The sequence below is a fragment of the Komagataeibacter ossonobensis genome (assembly GCF_057359305.1).
The window spans coordinates 488,093-504,799 of record NZ_JBXAYQ010000001.1 but is presented as its reverse complement, the minus strand read 5'-3'; the positions used below and the strand labels follow the sequence as shown (position 1 = coordinate 504,799).

Below are 16,707 nucleotides of genomic sequence, written 5' to 3'. Positions count from 1 at the left end.
CACCGTCAATCATAAAATCACAAAAAAATGGAAACTTTCAGCACCAGCATCCGAAATTCCTTGGAAAACCAACGAATTCGCGCGTCATTCAAACGGGTGTCAATTTGCCGGGCATACAGAATCGATCTTTACCCCTACCCGGACGGCATAAATCCTATCCATTTAAAGGTAGACGCATGGCGACGGATTTTGAGACATACCCACTGAATTATTACAACATATTGCCGCAAGCAGGGTCTCATGCCGAAATCACCGACCAACCCCACCCTTCTCCGTAAGGTCAACGATCATGTCGCGGTGCGCATGACGATCATATTCGGGAGCATCTGGTGCGTTTATGCGTTTCTGGTCTTTTCGCTTATCCCGCTGGCAGCACCCGCGTGGCAGAACACGCTGCTCTATATAAGCAACTGCATCCAGCTGGTTGCGCTCCCTGCCCTTATGGTAGGCAATGCGGTGCTGAGCCGGGGCACCGACCAGCGTGCGGCGGAAGATCATGCCGCCCTGATGGAAATCCTGAATGATGTCCGTTCCGAAGTGTCGGAACTGAAAACGGTGACAAACGACCTGGCCCGCAAAACGAATGCAGCCACCAGCCAGCGGCCATCGGAAGTCGTGTCGTTTTCCAATGAGGCTGTTATCAATGTGACGGAAAACGAAGCGCATGAAACAGTTGTCCCCACCAGGGGGTAAAGCCACCAACTACATTTTACGGAAACACCATGTCCCCTGACCTGAACCGCCCTGAAATCATCGCGGAACTGACCGCCATGTCCGATCACTATGAAAAGGCGCTGGGCGAAAACGACATCCCGGAACTGGATGCCCTGTTTTACCATGGCCCTGAAACCGTGCGGTATGGTGTCGGGGAAACGCTGTACGGATTTGATGAAATTGCGGCATTCCGCCGCAGGCGTGCAGGGGGTTCCCCCCCGCGGGATATGCTGCGCCGGCACATTACGGCCATCGGCACGGATACCGGCACGGTTGACCTGGAATTCCGTCGCCATGGTGGTGAACGTATCGGTCGGCAGAGCCAGACATGGATCCGCACCCCCGACGGGTGGAAGATCATCGCGGCCCATGTTTCCCTAATGGCCGATATTTCCTGATCAGGCGTGGGTACCTGACGTATGGGAATCCTGTAACCGCGACAGGGCATCGACAAAACTGGTGGCGAAGGACGCCGGGCCGGACGCATCGCGAGCCGCGATTTCCGCCGCCCGCGCATACAACGCATGAACGGCTGCCACCGCCACCAGCCTGTCCGATTCCATGGGAACGGTTGCCAGAACGGCTGCGACCAGCCCGCCCAATGCACAGCCCGCGCCTGTCACACGCGTCAACAGCCGATGACCGCCGGGCACGATAATATGTCGGCCATCCGGGGCCAGGATATGATCTTCCGGTCCGCTGATGGCCACAATCACCTGATGGCTGCGGGCAAGTTCCTGTCCCATTGGCACTGCCTGCGCGATTGAAGCCGTGGTTTCCACCCCCCGTGCCGTTGCGGCGCCACCGGCCAGTGCCATGATCTCACTGGCATTCCCCCGCACCACGGCTGGCCCCTTGGCTGTCAGGGTGCGAATGATGGCGTCGTATTCTCCCACGCCCGCCCCCATGGCCACCGGATCCAGCACCCATGGCACATGACTGGCATTCGCTGCATTCACGGCGTTGAACATGTCATCTGCCGTGCAGTTGATCAGCCCCGCCGCATTGACCCACATTGCCCCGGCCAGCCGCCCGAAACCGACCGGCCAGCCCGGCGCTGCCCCAATGGCTGGCGCCGCCCCCACCGCCAGCAGCACATTGGCACTGAGGGCAGCCGCAACATAATTGGTCAGCCCATAGATAAACGGGGCCTGCACCCGGATCCGCCGCAGGACAGGGGGGCAGTCCGGATGGTCGTAATCCATGGACAGGGTTGCAGCATGCATCAGGGGTCACTCCTTTCGCACATATCCAGACAATGGGTCGCCTGACACTGACAGGGGGTTGCCTTTTGGTTGTAATCGACTGAAAAACAAAGGACGCATCCGGTTCAATCATGCCGGGGACCGCCTGAATTCCATATATGATTTACCCGCCGCCATATCGTAGCAGGAACATGCCGTGCGACCAGCTTTCCTTTATGCCCCTGTCATTCTTGCCGCAGGATTACTGGCTACCCATTCCGCATGGGCCGCGGATGCGCTGGGACAACCGACCGCCAAAATCTGTTTCACCCTACATGATGCCGCCCTTGCGGGCGGGTATTCATGGGGCAAGGGACGCCTGTTCTTTGGCAACCATTCCTATCCGGTCAAGATTACCGGCGGTGGAGCGGTTGGAATCGGTTACAGCAAGCTGAAGGGTGAAGGGACGGTGTACAACCTTGCCCGGCTGTCGGATATCAATGGGACCTACTGGTCCGTACGGGCAGAAGCGACCATAGCCCGTGGCCGCAATGTCGCGGTGCTGGACAATAATCATGGCGTGGACATCAAGACGACCATGCACACCAGCGGCGCCCACCTTGCCGCCGCCGTGATGCGGCTGACGCTGCGTGTGGACCCGGGCCGGGAACGGGTTGATCCCCTTCCGACCACTTGTTCCTTCCCCATCCATTAAAGGACAGTTTTGGCGGCATCACGATGCTTTTTTCAAAAGTCATCACCAAATGCCGCTTTTTTAAAAAAGACGGCATCCTGAAACTTTTAGTGTTTCCTGAAGAGTTTACAAAAATCAGGGCCGGTTTCCCCTAGATCGTGCTGATTACGATTTCCACCAGGTTGGGACGACCGGACGCCATTGCGGCCTCGATAGCTGGGGCGATGTCACCCGCACGGGTAATCAGGCGCGATTCCAGACCATAGGATGTCGCCATGGCCTGATAGTCGACCGGTGGATCGCACAGGTCCATTGCCAGGAAGTTTCCCTCGCGCGCGGAAACATAATGCGTCTGTCCGCGCATGAACCCCTTCAGCACATTATATTCGCGGTTGTTCATCACCACGAAGGTAACCGGCAGCCGTTCATGCGCAGCCGTCCATAAAGCCTGTGGAGAATACAGGGCCGCCCCGTCCCCCACCAGGCAGACGACAGGCTCACGTCCCAGACCCAGCGACGCCCCGACCGCCGCAGGCATGCCCCAGCCCAGCGCGCCACCGCGCAGGAAGGAATATTGCGCAGCCCAGTCACTATCAAGGAACATGCGTGTGTAGGAGGATGTTGCAATCGCTTCATCCACAATCGCGACCCGCGGGCCAATGGCACGCACGGCTTCATGGGCGGCAACGCAGGGGGCGATGATCGGATCATCACGATGTCGGGCAACCAGCATTTCCGCCTCCGCGCGCCTGCTGGCCCGGGCGGCGGTGACACGTGCGCGGGCCGCATTGAATTCGGCCCGGCGGGGCTGTGTCGCCTGCTGCAGCAGCGGAATAAGCACATCAAGCGACGCGCGGATATTGCCCACCAGCGAAAGCGGTGTCTGGAATGTGCGGCCCAGGTCACGTACATCGGCCGAAACCTGATAGACCGCGCATCCCGGCGGCACGGGTGAGCCTTCGGAATACAGGATGGTAATCAGCGATTTGCCGCCCAGCGCGAAGATCGCATCATAATCCGCCAGCCTGCGCGCAATGTCGGTCGCGCGCGTGGGCATGTTGCCCGCCCATAACGGGCAGGACGTTGCAAACGGGATACGCGATGGCCATGACGCGCCATAAACCGGCGCGCCAAGGATCCCGGCCACTTCGGCCACCTGCGTCGCCGCATCTGCGCCATGCACCTCATCGCCCGCGATGATCGCAAGCCTGCCCGGCGTGATGCCAGCCAGCGCGCGCGCCAGTTCCGGCAGGCCGCCCGCTATGGATTCACGGTTGATGACGGATGGGGAACCGACATCGACATCACTGGGTTCCTCCATCACATCCATGGGCAGGGACAGGAAAACCGGCCCGGACGGGGCCGCCATCGAATCGTTGAAGGCACGCCGCACCAGTACCGGCAACTGGTCCGCATGCAGGACTTCCTGCGCCCATTTGACCGCAGGCGTCGCGATACTGACCAGGTCGCCAAACAGCAGCGGGTCGGAAATCGTATGCCGCGAGTCCTGCTGTCCTGCCGTCACCACCAGTGGCGTCTGTGATACGCTGGCGTTCAGCAGGTTTCCCATGCCGTGCCCCAGCCCCCCTGCCGTATGCAGGTTGAGGAAGCCGGGACGCCCGGCCGCCTGTGCGTAACCATCAGCCATGGCCACCACGCTCGCTTCCTGCAGGGCGAGGATATAGTTCAGGTCCGGGCGGCGCTGAAGCGCATCGATCAGGGGCAGTTCCGTTGTGCCGGGGTTGCCGAAAATATAGCGAACCCCCTCACTTTCCAGAATTTCCAGCAGGATATCGGCACCCCGCCGTCCCCCTGCCCGCCGTGCTGCGACCTCAAGCGGTGTAATGGCCATGCTGTCCTCTGCGTGCATTGACGGTCCGGCCATCGCACCACGTTTTCGGGATCGGGTCCACCATGGGACGGTCAGGACGGATGCCATTTTTATCTTGATAATGATAATTATTATCATTATTAACCATAACACCCGTGGGTCGCCCGACAGATTCCCAACCGTCGATTTCCCAACTTGTCCACGGAACCTTACGGCATCGCCCGCAACCCGGGTGATGCCGTTTTTTTATCCAGTGGCACGTGCCCCTGCAGGAAGATATTTTTTTACGGCAGGCAGGCAATAATCTTACACTTTCAATTGACCCACGTACCGGACGTGAAGATGATGCCATAACATCCAGCCATGAAAGTGAGCCCTTTGCCCGCTGACGGTCCCGCTATCCTGTCCGCTCCCACAACCGTTCATGACGGGACCAGTGAATGGGCGACACCCGTACCTGCCCTGATCGATGCGCTGCAGCACAGTGGCATCCTCATGGCACACCATGTGGCGGCGGCCCGGTTCTGGGCCACGGATTACCGGATTGGCGTAATGGGACAGGAAGACCCGTATCTGGTGGACCGGACATCACCGGGTCTGTCCGCGCGACCGCTGAACAGGCGCATGGGGTCAATCAACCGTTACAGGTATATTCACGACATCATCGGCAACCGCTACGAGCGGATCCTGATCGCCGCCATGATCAACAACCAGCCGCTGGATGAAATAGCCAGCCATGTCCACTACGACCCCCGGCATATGGGCAGCGTGCTGGCACTTCTGCTGGATTTCCTGACCCAGCATTATGACGCCATGCCCGGCCACCTGTGGCGCGGCTGATCCACCACGCCGACAACGGGTGGCCTACAGATAAAAAAAGGCGCCCCGGACAAACCGGGACGCCCCTTCAGGTCCTGTCAGCGATAGGCTTCGGCAAAGGCCGCCGCCGCACCCAGCAGGCCTGGCTGCGGGTAGGTAATCAGCTTGACGGGCATTTCCGCCATCATGCCCTCAAACCGGCCCTTGGCCACGAACCGTTCGGCAAAGCCGGAACTGGGCAGGTGCTGGGCCAGACGCAGGCCAAGCCCGCCGGCAATCACGACGGCGCCACCACCCTGCGCCAGCGCAAGGTCGCCCGCGACCGTGCCAAGGCTGAGGCAGAAACGCTCCAGCGCGGCCGCGGCCACCGGATCAGAACCCTCCAGCGCCATGGTCCACAGCGCCTTGTCATCACGCGCCTTGACCGACAGTTCCCCCATTTCGGCAATCGCCTCATACAGGTTGAGCAGCCCCGGCCCTGACACCACGCGTTCCACCGATACACGGCGGTAACGACGGCGCAGGACGCTCAGGATCCGGTCTTCCAGCTGGTCCAGCGGGGAAAAGTCGATATGCCCGCCCTCGGTCTCGCATACGAAATAACCGTTCTTGCGCCGTACGATATAGGCGGACCCCAGACCCGTGCCCGGCCCCACGACGGTAATCACGCCCTGTTCGGGCAGTGGCTGGTCGGGACCGCAGATATGCTGCAGGCTGTCTTCACCCACCTGCGCCACGGCATGGGCTACGGCGCCAAAGTCATTGACCAGGATCAGTTCGTCCACCCCCAGCTTGACCGGCAGCCACGCAGGCTGGATGACCCACGGGTTATTGGTCAGCTTGAGGATATCCCCCTTGATCGGGCAGGCCACCGCGATCCCCGCAGCCCTGGGCAGGGGACGGTCAACCACGCGGGCAAAGGCTTCCCATGCCAGCTGCAGGCTGGCGTGGTCGGCACATTTCAGGGTTGTGGCTTCCCCCAGCGTGACAACCCGCCCCTGATCAACCTGGGCAATGGCGAAGCGCGCATGCGTGCCACCAATATCAACTGCTACGATCTCTTTCATGTCCGGTCGCGCTCCGTGGCCATACGGCAGCTCCTTGCCCCGCTATTACAATAAAAACAGTCTGCGATTGTGCCCTTTCCCATGCATTTTATGCAACAGAACAGGCAATTCAGGTGCCGCAGACAGATCGGTTAACACATCTATCCAGAAAACAAGACCAGCTATCGTGCGATTTCATTGATAAATGTCACGAAATGGCCACAATCGTTCCGGTCAACATTAAAACATATTACATAAACCCTGCCCCGGTGGGGAATCAGTCCATCTGGTCCGCCTTGATGGCCGAAAGGATCCGCCGCTTGAACGGCCACGGCATCAGCGTATCCACCAGCCGCAGCACGGAAAACACGAAGGGGAAGACCAGATGGGGTCGGTTACGGTCCACGGCGCGGGCGATCCTGCGCGCAGCGGCGGGCGCGGTCTGCAGAAATGGCTTCGCCCCCACCACGCGGCGGCTCATGGGGGTATCCACAAACCCCGGTGAGACCAGTGTCACCCCGATCCCCAGCGGGGCAAGCGCCATCTGCTGTGCCTCGGCAAAGCGTTTCAGCCCGGCCTTGGACCCGGAATAGGCGGCAGCGAACGGCAGGGCATGGAAGGCGGCGACCGAACTGATCAGCACGATATGCCCCCGCCCGCGCGTGGCCATGCGTTCGGCCGCCGCCGCCGCCATGGCCGATGGCGTGGCATAGTTGACCAGTCCCAGATGCAGCACATCCTCCGCCCGTTCCACCACGTCACTTCCGCGGCGCATATCTCCAAGCCCCGCGGCAAGGATGGCGATATCGATCGGATGGCTGTCATCATCCTGACGCAGGGCTTCAATCGCAGCCGCGCCATCAGACAGGTCAAGGATGCGCGTATGCACCGTGACGCCAAGGCTGCGGGCGCGTACAGCCACGTTTTCCAGCCGTTCGGCATTGCGTCCCCACAGGACAAGCGGCCGCCCGCGGGCGGCGTACAGCAACGCCAGTTCCGCTCCGATCCCGCTGGATGCCCCCGTAATCAGCACATATGCACCTTCATCCATGCGTGAACCGGACCTAACCGTCATTGTCTATCTTCCTTTTAAGGGTCCTTCTGTGCCATCAGCACAACAACAGGACGGACCACCGAATCATTTCTTTCAACCCCTGCCTGCATAGCCTGCCCCGTTCCGTGACGGAATGAAGGTCGATGCGGGTCATGTTCAGGATGCAACGAACCGGTCATGAACGAAACCGATCGTCTTACTATCATACCCGTTTCCGGCTTTCGTCAGATGACCACCTTTATCCAGCTGCCCCGCCGCCTGTACGCCGGGTTGCCGGGGTATGTCCCCCCCCTGGACCTGACCCAGCGTGACCTGCTGACCCCGCGCAAGAATTCCTTTTTCCGCCAGGGACGCGCGCAGTATTTCCTGGCCATGCGGGGCAACCGGGCGGTGGGACGCATATCCGCGCAGATCGACCCGGTTTCCATGGAGCATTATGGGGAACCGGTCGGTTTTTTCGGTGCGCTGGACGCCATTGATGATCTGGAGGTGGTATCCGCCCTGCTGGACGCGGCGGGCACGTGGCTGCGCCAGTATGGCATGAAGCTCATGCGTGGTCCGCAGACACTGGACAGCAATGGTGAGTTCGGGATGATGCTGGAAGGCCACCACGCCATGCCCATGGTGGCCATGCCGTGGCACCCGCAATGGCTGCCGGGCATGATGGATGCCTGTGGCGCCACCAAGGTGCGCGATCTTGTCGCCTACCAGATGCGGACCGGCCCCGATGCGGAGGAAGCCCACCTGGTCCCCGCCAGCCTGCGGCTGGGCGAAGGGCGGCTGGGCAATGTCACCACCCGTGGCCTGCGCATGGACCGCATCGATGAGGACGGGGAGATCCTGCGCACGCTGTACAACGACGCATGGCGCAACAACTGGGGATCGATTCCGCTGGCGCGCGAAGACATGCAGTCCATGATCGTGGAGATGAAGCCCATCCTGCGGCCCGAGCATTTCGTGCTGATCGAACAGGCGGGCAAACCGGTCTGCGTGGCGCTGGTGGTGCCCAATGTGTTCGACATCTCCGCCGACCTTAATGGTGATCCGTCGCCGCTGGGGTGGCTGAAACTGGGCAAACGGCTGCTGCGACACGAATTCCATTCCGCCCGCGTCATCCTGCTGGGCGTCAGTTCCGCGCTGGACGGCACGGCGCTTGGGGCAATCATGCCCGCCCTTGCCATTACCGAACTCATGAAACGCGGTCGCAGCCTGCCCTACCGCACGATCGAACTGGGCTGGGTTCTGGAAAACAACCTGCCCATGCGCCGCCTGATCGAACGTATCACGCCCGAACCGTGCAAGCGCTACCGGGTTTACGACCTGTCGCTGGAAGACTGAGGGAACGGCCCTCAGCCCGCATCCGCCACGTGGCTCCAGCCACGGCGGGCAAATGCCATTTCGTGGCCTGCCCCATCCATGACCTGCACGCCGTTGCCCGCGACAACCTGCCCGATACGGGTCACTGGCACCCCCGCACGCGCGGCATGATCCAGCAGACCAGCCTCATGCATGGATGGCACGGCAAGCAGCAGTTCATAGTCGTCCCCGCCACTCAGGCAGGTTGGCAGCCATTGGGGACCAAGTGCGCGCACGGCAGGGGACAGCGGCACCTGATCCGCGTGAATCACGATCCCCACCCCGCTTTCACGCGCCATGTGCCCCAGATCCTGCACCAGCCCGTCGGACACATCCATCCCGGCGGACGCGACATTCCCCAATTCCAGCCCCAGCCGGGGACGTGGCAGCTGGTAACGGCCCGCCAGAAAGCCATCGGGATCGGCCACCTGCCCGCGTCGTGCCAGCAGGCCCATCGCGCCATCACCAATCGTGCCCGTGACCCATATGCCGTCGCCCACGCACGCGGTACTGCGCCGTAACGCCCGTCCCGGTGCCACATGCCCCAGCACGGTCAGCGACAGCACCAGCGGCCCGGACGTGGATGTCGTATCCCCACCCAGCAGCGTAATGCCGAACTGGCGCTGGTCACACACAAGGCCTGATGCAAAGCCTGCAAACCATGCCTCATCGCGCGCGGGCGGCATGGAGACCGTCATGAGGTAGCCCAGCGGGGTCGCATCCATGGCGGCAAGGTCCGACAGGTTGCAGCGCAGCAACTTGCGGCCAACGGTATCGGATGGGTCATCGGGCAGGAAATGCACGCCTTCGACCATGGCGTCGGCTGCGATGACCAGTTCACGCCCGGGCGGCGGCATAAACACCGCCGCATCATCGCGCAGATCAAGCGCCCCGTCCCCCGCAAGCGGCCGGAAAATACGGGCAATGAAGCCGAATTCCGCTGGCAGGCCATTATCCGACAGCGTGTCCTGTCCCATGGCCGTCATGCCTTTCTTTCGGGTTCAGGCGGGCTTGCTGTCGGGGGCGGCATCGGCCACCGGGGCATCGTCCACAACGACAACCGTTTCACTGCCCGTATCCGTCACCGGTGCTTCCGGTTCGTTGATCCGCCGCGACAACGCGTCGAGCACGCCGTTGAGCATGCGCGGCTCATCCCCGGCCAGGAAACCATGGGCAATATCCATGTATTCATTGATGATGACACGGGCCGGTATGGGATCCGCCCCCGTCATCTCGCCACCTGCGGCATGCATGATCGCCCGCAGTACCGGGTCCAGCCGGGCCAGCGGCCATGACGCGGGCAGGATCTCATGCAGCAGCGTGTCAATGCGTTCCTGCCGGGCCATGGCACCACGCACCACGATACCGAACAGCCGTGCATCGGCGTCGGGCACATGCCCTTCGGCATAATCGCACTGGTCGGATGCGGACGTGCCCAGCCGGTGGCGCATGAACTGGTTTATGACGCGCTCCGGGCTTTCGTTCCCCTGTTCGATCTGGAACAGGGCCTGCACCGCCGCGACACGCGATGCGGTGCGGGAACGGACCTTGTGCTGCCGATCACCGTCTGTCTGTGTCATGGCGCGTTACTCCTGCTGTGGCATTGCTGCGAATTCTGCGTTTCATCGCCTCTTTGCGTGGCGGGGTCCAGTTCAATCTTTATCCCCGGAGCCAGATGGGGGCAGGTCTTCGCCCTTATCGCCCGAGACGGAGGCTGAAATCGTCTCCAGAATATCCGCGAAATCCTTGGTTTCCCGAAAATCCCAGTGCACGCTGGCGAAGCGGATATAGGCCACGGAATCAATTTCACGCAGCGTTTCCATAATCAGCCGGCCGATATCGCGTGAAGGGATATCCGTCTCCCCCGTGGCCTCCAGATGACGGACCAGTCCATTGACGATCCGTTCGATCCGGTCCGCCTCGACCGGGCGCTTGCGCAGCGCAATACGGACCGAGCGTGCCATCTTGTCACGCTCGAACGGGACGCGGCGGCCATCTGCCTTGACTACCACAAGGTCACGCAACTGCACGCGTTCGATGGTGGTGAAACGCTGCCCGCACGACCCGCATATGCGCCTGCGCCGGATGGCCGCGCCATCTTCATGCGGGCGGCTGTCCTTCACCTGCGTATCGTCATTTCCACAAAAAGGGCAACGCATGCAAAACCGTTTCCTGATTACGCGATGAAACAGAACACCCCGTGTAAACCGGGCGCGATAGGCTAGGCACCGACATCAGCCAGTACATCCAGCACCGCCGCACCATAGCGGGCCAGCTTGGAGCCACCCACCCCACGGATCATGCCCAGTTCATCCAGAGTGGTCGGGCGTTCAAGGGCAATATCATGCAGCACGGCATCATGGAAAATGACATAGGGCGGAATTTCCTGTTCCCGTGCCTCACCCAGCCGCCACTGCCGCAGGGCTTCATACCGTGCCGCGGCTTCCGGCGTCAGGTCAGCCATCTGGGGACGTTGCCCGCTGCCTGACACGCGCCCTGCCGTCTTCAGGTCCTCGGTCGCGTCCTCGCGCAGCATGATCTGCTCCTCGCCACGCAATATGGGCCGGGCACGCCCTTCCTCAAGGGCAAGGGCGTTATATTCCCCCGTCACCTTTATCGCGCCCCGTGCGATCAGCTGGCGGATCACGCCACGCCAGAAGGGTTCGGGCCGGTCTTTGCCAATCCCGAACACGCTCAGCTTTTCATGTCCATGCCGCGACGCCATGTCCGACGCCTTGCCGCGCAGCACGCCCGCCACATGGACCGCGCCAAAACGCTGCCCGGTGCGATAGATGGCCGACAGGACCTTCTGCGCCGCCACCGTGCCATCAAATGTCGCGACGGGATTGCGGCAGTTGTCACAATGACCACAGGCGGTGGACAGTTCCTCGCCAAAACACGACAGCAGCGCCTGCGTGCGGCAACCCGTGGTTTCGGTCAGGGCGATCATCGCTTCCAGCCGCGCACTCATGATCCGTTTCTGGGCCTCGGGCGCGTTGGACTGCTCCAGCCAGTACCGGGCACGGGCCATGTCATCGCCGCCATACAGCAGGACGGTCTCGGCCTGTTCGCCATCGCGGCCCGCGCGACCGATCTGCTGGTAATACCCTTCGGGTGAGGACGGCATGTCCAGATGCACCACGGCACGGACATCCGGCCGGTCAATGCCCATGCCAAAGGCGATGGTGGCGACGATCACCACCGGCTCACCCGAACGGAACCGCATGAGGGCGGCGCGCTTTTCCACTGGCGACAGGCCGGCATGGAACGGCAGCGCCGCATACCCCTTGCCCGCAAGCGAACGGGCAATCCGCTCGGTCTTGCTGCGGCTGCCGCAATAGACAATGGAAGCCGCCCCGCGATGGCGGTCCAGTATGCCGGTCAGCTGGCGCAGTTCCGACGTCTTGGGCTTTACGGCAATATCAAGGTTGGGCCGATGGAAACTGGCCTTCAGCACCGTAGCATCCGGCATGGCCAGCGCGTCGAGGATATCGGTACGCGTGCGCGCATCCGCCGTCGCCGTCAGGGCAATACGGGGCACATTGGGGAAATGCTGCGGCAGGGCCGCAAGTTCGCGGTATTCGGGCCGGAATTCATGGCCCCATGCGGAAATGCAGTGCGCTTCGTCAATCGCGATGACCGACAGCGTCAGCCGCCCCAGCCGTTCCAGCATGCCGGGGGAAAGCAATCGTTCGGGCGAGACATAAAGAATGTCCAGCCGTCCGGCCATAAGGTCCGAACGGACACGGGCGGCGTCATCGGCTTCCTGTTCGGAATGCAGCGCGCCCGCATTCACCCCCAGCTGGCGCAGGGCCGCGACCTGATCGTCCATCAGCGCAATCAGGGGGGAAATGACAAGGCCGGTGCCGGGCCGCGCAAGGGCGGGCACCTGATAGCAGACGCTCTTGCCACCACCGGTCGGCATGAGCACAAGACAGTCCCGGCCTGCCATGACCTCATCCACGGCCTGCTGCTGCAGGCCACGGAAATCGGGAAAGCCGAAGACTTCCGCCAGCACATCACGCGGATTGCGTGATGCGCCGTCACCAGCCATCATATCATCAGGGGAGAAGCCGTTATTCAGCGTCCACCAACCTCGATTTCGACGCGGCGGGACGCCAGGGAACCGTTTTCGTTATTCAGCGGGCCACGCGGCTGCTGGCTGATACGGCTGGCATCCACACCATCAACCGCCAGCTGGCGGGCCACGATCTTGGCGCGGTCGATCGCCAGCAGTTCATCAGCCGACAGGTCATGGCTGGCGGCGGCATAGCCTTCGACACGTACCCTGGCATGGGTCGATACCGCACGCTGGGCCGCCTGCGTGATCACCGTCTGGGCCGGCGTATCAAGCTGGGTGGAGTTCTGGGTAAAGAACACGACATATTTACCCGGATGGCCACCAGCACATCCTGTCAGCAGACCGAGACCAAGAAGAAGGGACAGGCGACGCATGATGGATTTACTCCTGATTCAGGGATTCAAGACGGATCGCTATCACCCTTCTGGCATGCCCGATCCGGTTTTCCGCTACTTCGTGCCCTGTGGGACTAGCCGCGTCAATCCTTTCCACCGGCATGGCCACCCCGTCATGAATGGGCACTGACCACTTTCCCGCCAGAAATATGCCATATCTTATCCAGATTTTCGACACCTGTCAGGCGATGCGCGATCAGGATGACGGTGCGGCCCCGTGTCACGTCATTCAGGGTCTGGAGGAATTCCTGCTCGGTGCGTGCATCCAGCCCGGTGGCCGGTTCATCCAGTATCAGGATCGGCGCGCGTGACAGCAGCACGCGCGCCAGCGCCAGCCGCCTGCCCTGCCCGCCAGACAGGCTCGCCCCGCCTTCACCCAGCCAGCTATCCAGCCCATCAGGCAGTTCACGCACCACATCCGCAATCCGGGCCTGTTCCAGCGCGGTCCACAGATCGGCCTCACTCGCGTCGGGGCGGCCAAGCAGCAGGTTGGCGCGAATCGTATCGGCAAACAGGTGCGTGACCTGCGACAGCCATGCAATCCGTCCCCGCAGGTCATCGTCGCGGATGGTTGCGATATCCCGCCCACCCAGCGTGATGCACCCGGCCTGAGGTGCCACCGCCTTCAGCAGTAGCGCCGCCAGCGTGGACTTGCCCGCACCCGACGGTCCCAGCACCGCAATGCGCTGGCCCGCCGGGATGTCCAGGTCCAGGTCATCCAGCACCGGGGCACGGTCAGCACTCCAGCGAAAGGATACATGCCGGAAGCTGATGTCAGTGCCCGTCGGCGCGGGTTCCGTGCCTTCGGGGGGCGCGTGTTCGGGCATTTCGCTCACGGCCACGACCCGGGCCGCAGCCCGGGTAATGCTGCCCGCCAGCGCGCCCGCGCGGGTCAGGCCGCCCACGGTTTCAAACGCCGCGACCGTCAGGAACAGCACCGCCGCCGCAGGCAGAGGGGCAATGCGTGGCAGGTCCAGCCCCAATGCGGCAGCCAGAACCGCCACCACCGCCGCCTGTCCGCACAGATAGGACGCAGCCCCCGCCATGGCCAGCATCCGGGCCTGTTTCATCTGCGCGCAATACAGGGCGTCATCACGGTCACGGACATGGGCCAGCATGCGCCCTTCCGCCCCGAAGGTCGCGATTTCGCGCAGGCCACCCACCATGTCCAGCACACCGATACGCAACTGCGCGCTGGCATGGTTGACCAGCCCGCCCTCGCGCCGTCCCATCATGGCGGCGATCAGGGGCAGGACAAACGCACCGCAGGCAAACAGTCCCGCCACGACAACCGCCAGCACGGTGCTGACCATGTTGATGGCGATGAACAGGAACGGCAGCACCAGGCACGCACCCAGCAGCGGAATGATGATGCGCAGGTACAGCCCGTCCAGCGTCTCGACATCGGATACCAGCCGCGACAGCAGGTCACCCGCGCGACGAAAGCCAAGACCCGCCGCCGCACCACGCGCCAGGTTGCGAAAGAACCACACCCGCACATCCGCCAGCGCACGGAACATGGCGTCATGCGTGACCAGACGTTCTGTATAACGCAGGATGACCCGCGCACCGCCGAAGATACGCAGCGCCCCGGTCGTCACCACGATCATGCCCAGCGTCATCGCGGCCACCCGCATGCCCGCCTCGCGCATCAGCACAAGACCGATCAGTACGGCCAGCAGGGACAACAGCGCACCCGCGGTCAACAGCGGGGCGCGACGCTGCCATATATGCAGGATCTGCAGCACCGGCCCCATCACGCCTTCACGCCGTGCCTGCCGTGCGAATTCCCGGTTTTCCGAGGATTTCACGATGCATTCTCCCCACTGGTGACAATCCGGCCATGGTCAAGGTCCACCCTGTGCCCGCCGAACCCTTCCGCTGCCACGGAATGGCTGGCGAGGATAACCGTGCGATTGGCCGCAAGCGCACGCAGGCTGCTGAACACGTCGGCTTCGGTCTGCGGGTCAAGGTGGGATGTCGGTTCATCCAGCAGGAGCAGCGGCGCGTCCTTGAGGAAGGCGCGCGCGATCGCCACACGCTGCGCCTGCCCGCCCGACAGGCCGAACCCGCCTTCACCAATCAGGGTTTCAAGCCCGTGCGGCAGGTTGGCAATGAACCCGTCCGCCGCCGCTGCCCCGATGGCGGCCTGCAACTGCGCGTCCGTCGCATCAGGACGGGCGAACAGGATATTTTCACGCAGGGTGCCCGCGAACAGGACCGGCTTCTGCCCGATCCATGATGTCATGGCCACCAGTGCCGTGGGGTCAATGGTGGTCATGTCGACACCGTTGATGGTGATGCGCCCGCTTTCGGGCTGAATGAAGCCCAGCAGCATTTCGATGATGGTGGACTTGCCCGACCCCGACGCCCCCCACAGCACCACCGTCTGCCCGGCAGGTGCTATAAACGAGACATCATCGAGTGTCGCGCCACGCGCGGGATCCCATGTGAAGCCCACATGCTCGAACGCGACACTGATGCCCTGCCCGGTTTCACATACGGCCTGACCCGCCGCCCGCACCGCCGTGGCATCCGGCAGGATCCGCATGGCCGCAGCCGCACCCGATGCATGGGCACGGTCCTGATACGCCAGCGCAAGGCTGCGGAAGGGGGCGAAAAATTCCGGCACCAGCAGCACGACAAACAGCCCGCGCGCCACATGGACCGCCATGATGGCGGCAGGCACGCCCTGATCATGCAGCGCCATAAGCTGCGCGCCATTGCGCAGCGCCACCAGCACAAGGGCCACAACCATCGCACAGTCAATGGAGGCCGAGGACAGGAACGCAACCCGCAGCACCTTCATGGTGCGTATGCGCAACTCCTCCGCCGCGGCGGCAAGGCGGCGGGTTTCATCTTCCGTCCGGCCCGACAGGACAATGGTGGCGATCCCGCGCACGCGGTCAAGGAAGCGGGCCTGCAGGCGGGTCATGGCCAGGAACTGATTGCGTGAGGCAACCGCCGCCCCGATCCCGAACAGCGCCTGTCCGAACGGCACGGCAATGCCGCATATCGCCATGATCAGCGCCGAACCGGGCTGCACGAATGCCGCAAGAACACCGATAACAAGCGGGGCCGCGATCCACAGCACGGAAGCGGGCAGCCAGCGGGCGAAGAAACCGTCCAGTGCCTCGATCCGGTCAACGGCCAGTGCCGTCAGTTCCCCCGTATGATGGCGGCGCAGCAGCCCCGGCCCGCCATGCAGGATGGCGTCCAGCACCCCGCCACGCAGCCGCGCGCGTGCCTTCATGCCCGCGCGGGCGGCAAGGATGTCCGACCCCATCTGCAAGACAGCGCGCACGATGGCCAGCACCACCAGTCCCGCCAGCGGCCACGTCACCGCTGCTTCCCCGCCAGGCACCAGCACGCTGGCCAGCACGCTGGCAATGCACCAGACCTGTCCCACCGCGGTCGCAGACAGGGCCAGTCCCAGCAACACAACCGGCATGGCCTGCCGGCGCCCAAGACGCGACTGTGCCTTCGTCCACGCCTTCATCACTGTCTTGTCATCGTTCATGACCGCTCCCTAT

Annotated in this window: 16 protein-coding genes; 5 read left to right on the top strand and 11 right to left on the bottom strand. The window is 62.7% G+C overall.

The genetic code is table 11. The annotated features are described in order from the left end of the window. Nucleotides 1–240 precede the first annotated feature (240 nt). Both AC1RQ9_RS02275 and hpxZ read left to right on the top strand, forming a co-directional pair. Nucleotides 241–693, top strand: a complete 453-nt coding sequence (locus AC1RQ9_RS02275) for a hypothetical protein (RefSeq protein WP_485985396.1) — start codon at nucleotides 241–243, stop codon at nucleotides 691–693. 29 nt (nucleotides 694–722) lie between these two features. Continuing rightward, entirely contained in the window at nucleotides 723–1,112 is a 390-nt protein-coding gene (gene hpxZ / locus AC1RQ9_RS02270) for an oxalurate catabolism protein HpxZ (RefSeq protein WP_485985395.1), read from the top strand. Here hpxZ and thiM read toward each other — a convergent pair whose 3' ends face one another. Further along, nucleotides 1,113–1,940: a hydroxyethylthiazole kinase gene (gene thiM, locus AC1RQ9_RS02265; protein ID WP_485985394.1), complete on the bottom strand. Its 828-nt coding sequence runs from the start codon at nucleotides 1,938–1,940 to the stop codon at nucleotides 1,113–1,115. Nucleotides 1,941–2,115: 175 nt separating this feature from the next. Between thiM and AC1RQ9_RS02260 the strand changes: the two genes are divergently transcribed. Further along, nucleotides 2,116–2,613, top strand: a complete 498-nt coding sequence (locus tag AC1RQ9_RS02260) for a hypothetical protein (RefSeq protein ID WP_193733803.1) — start codon at nucleotides 2,116–2,118, stop codon at nucleotides 2,611–2,613. A gap of 130 nt (nucleotides 2,614–2,743) precedes the next feature. Here AC1RQ9_RS02260 and AC1RQ9_RS02255 read toward each other — a convergent pair whose 3' ends face one another. Beyond that, nucleotides 2,744–4,444 carry a thiamine pyrophosphate-binding protein gene (locus tag AC1RQ9_RS02255; RefSeq protein WP_485985415.1) on the bottom strand — a complete coding sequence of 567 codons (1,701 nt, stop codon included), beginning with the start codon at nucleotides 4,442–4,444 and terminating at the stop codon, nucleotides 2,744–2,746. A 348-nt stretch (nucleotides 4,445–4,792) separates the two neighbouring features. On the opposite strand from AC1RQ9_RS02255, the gene AC1RQ9_RS02250 reads away from it, so the two are divergent. After that, a complete protein-coding gene (locus AC1RQ9_RS02250; protein WP_485985393.1) occupies nucleotides 4,793–5,263 on the top strand; it encodes a hypothetical protein in 471 nt (156 codons plus the stop codon). Nucleotides 5,264–5,340: 77 nt separating this feature from the next. On the opposite strand, the gene glk is transcribed toward AC1RQ9_RS02250, so the two are convergent. Together glk and AC1RQ9_RS02240 are read right to left on the bottom strand one after the other, a co-directional pair. Continuing rightward, nucleotides 5,341–6,309, bottom strand: coding sequence for a glucokinase (glk, locus tag AC1RQ9_RS02245; RefSeq protein WP_485985392.1), 969 nt, complete (start codon nucleotides 6,307–6,309; stop codon nucleotides 5,341–5,343). Between the two features lie 256 nt (nucleotides 6,310–6,565). Further along, on the bottom strand, nucleotides 6,566–7,363 hold the full coding sequence (locus AC1RQ9_RS02240; protein WP_193733800.1) for an SDR family NAD(P)-dependent oxidoreductase: 798 nt from the start codon (nucleotides 7,361–7,363) through the stop codon (nucleotides 6,566–6,568). Between the two features lie 156 nt (nucleotides 7,364–7,519). Here AC1RQ9_RS02240 and AC1RQ9_RS02235 point away from each other — a divergent pair, with 156 nt between their 5' ends. After that, nucleotides 7,520–8,680 (top strand): hypothetical protein, encoded by a 1,161-nt coding sequence (locus AC1RQ9_RS02235; protein WP_485985391.1) that lies wholly within the window; start codon nucleotides 7,520–7,522, stop codon nucleotides 8,678–8,680. Nucleotides 8,681–8,691: 11 nt separating this feature from the next. Here the strand turns inward: AC1RQ9_RS02235 and thiL are convergent, their stop codons facing one another. The 7 genes from thiL to cydD form a co-directional block, all read right to left on the bottom strand. Beyond that, nucleotides 8,692–9,684: a thiamine-phosphate kinase gene (gene thiL / locus AC1RQ9_RS02230; protein ID WP_485985390.1), complete on the bottom strand. Its 993-nt coding sequence runs from the start codon at nucleotides 9,682–9,684 to the stop codon at nucleotides 8,692–8,694. 15 nt (nucleotides 9,685–9,699) lie between these two features. Then, complete coding sequence (gene nusB, locus AC1RQ9_RS02225) at nucleotides 9,700–10,278, bottom strand: transcription antitermination factor NusB (RefSeq protein ID WP_193733797.1); 579 nt, start codon at nucleotides 10,276–10,278, stop codon at nucleotides 9,700–9,702. 72 nt (nucleotides 10,279–10,350) lie between these two features. Next, nucleotides 10,351–10,857, bottom strand: coding sequence for a transcriptional regulator NrdR (gene nrdR / locus AC1RQ9_RS02220; RefSeq protein ID WP_193733796.1), 507 nt, complete (start codon nucleotides 10,855–10,857; stop codon nucleotides 10,351–10,353). A gap of 62 nt (nucleotides 10,858–10,919) precedes the next feature. After that, on the bottom strand, nucleotides 10,920–12,755 hold the full coding sequence (gene recQ, locus AC1RQ9_RS02215) for a DNA helicase RecQ (protein ID WP_485985389.1): 1,836 nt from the start codon (nucleotides 12,753–12,755) through the stop codon (nucleotides 10,920–10,922). A 23-nt stretch (nucleotides 12,756–12,778) separates the two neighbouring features. Next, a complete protein-coding gene (locus tag AC1RQ9_RS02210; RefSeq protein WP_193733794.1) occupies nucleotides 12,779–13,153 on the bottom strand; it encodes an OmpA family protein in 375 nt (124 codons plus the stop codon). A gap of 134 nt (nucleotides 13,154–13,287) precedes the next feature. Beyond that, a complete protein-coding gene (gene cydC / locus AC1RQ9_RS02205) occupies nucleotides 13,288–14,985 on the bottom strand; it encodes a thiol reductant ABC exporter subunit CydC (protein ID WP_485985388.1) in 1,698 nt (565 codons plus the stop codon). Continuing rightward, complete coding sequence (cydD, locus tag AC1RQ9_RS02200) at nucleotides 14,982–16,694, bottom strand: thiol reductant ABC exporter subunit CydD (protein WP_485985387.1); 1,713 nt, start codon at nucleotides 16,692–16,694, stop codon at nucleotides 14,982–14,984. The genes cydC and cydD overlap by 4 nt, the downstream gene beginning before the upstream one ends. Nucleotides 16,695–16,707: the final 13 nt, after the last annotated feature.

Excerpts from the sequence above, each read along its gene's own strand:
- AC1RQ9_RS02275 (WP_485985396.1), top strand. The coding sequence starts at position 241 with ATGCCGAAATCACCGACCAACCCCACCCTTCTCCGTAAGGTCAACGAT.
- hpxZ (WP_485985395.1), top strand. The coding sequence starts at position 723 with ATGTCCCCTGACCTGAACCGCCCTGAAATCATCGCGGAACTGACCGCC.
- thiM (WP_485985394.1), bottom strand. The coding sequence starts at position 1,940 with ATGCATGCTGCAACCCTGTCCATGGATTACGACCATCCGGACTGCCCC.
- AC1RQ9_RS02255 (WP_485985415.1), bottom strand. The coding sequence starts at position 4,444 with ATGGCCATTACACCGCTTGAGGTCGCAGCACGGCGGGCAGGGGGACGG.
- glk (WP_485985392.1), bottom strand. The coding sequence starts at position 6,309 with ATGAAAGAGATCGTAGCAGTTGATATTGGTGGCACGCATGCGCGCTTC.
- AC1RQ9_RS02240 (WP_193733800.1), bottom strand. The coding sequence starts at position 7,363 with ATGACGGTTAGGTCCGGTTCACGCATGGATGAAGGTGCATATGTGCTG.
- AC1RQ9_RS02235 (WP_485985391.1), top strand. The coding sequence starts at position 7,520 with ATGAACGAAACCGATCGTCTTACTATCATACCCGTTTCCGGCTTTCGT.
- thiL (WP_485985390.1), bottom strand. The coding sequence starts at position 9,684 with ATGACGGCCATGGGACAGGACACGCTGTCGGATAATGGCCTGCCAGCG.
- nusB (WP_193733797.1), bottom strand. The coding sequence starts at position 10,278 with ATGACACAGACAGACGGTGATCGGCAGCACAAGGTCCGTTCCCGCACC.
- nrdR (WP_193733796.1), bottom strand. The coding sequence starts at position 10,857 with ATGCGTTGCCCTTTTTGTGGAAATGACGATACGCAGGTGAAGGACAGC.
- recQ (WP_485985389.1), bottom strand. The coding sequence starts at position 12,755 with ATGATGGCTGGTGACGGCGCATCACGCAATCCGCGTGATGTGCTGGCG.
- AC1RQ9_RS02210 (WP_193733794.1), bottom strand. The coding sequence starts at position 13,153 with ATGCGTCGCCTGTCCCTTCTTCTTGGTCTCGGTCTGCTGACAGGATGT.
- cydD (WP_485985387.1), bottom strand. The coding sequence starts at position 16,694 with ATGAACGATGACAAGACAGTGATGAAGGCGTGGACGAAGGCACAGTCG.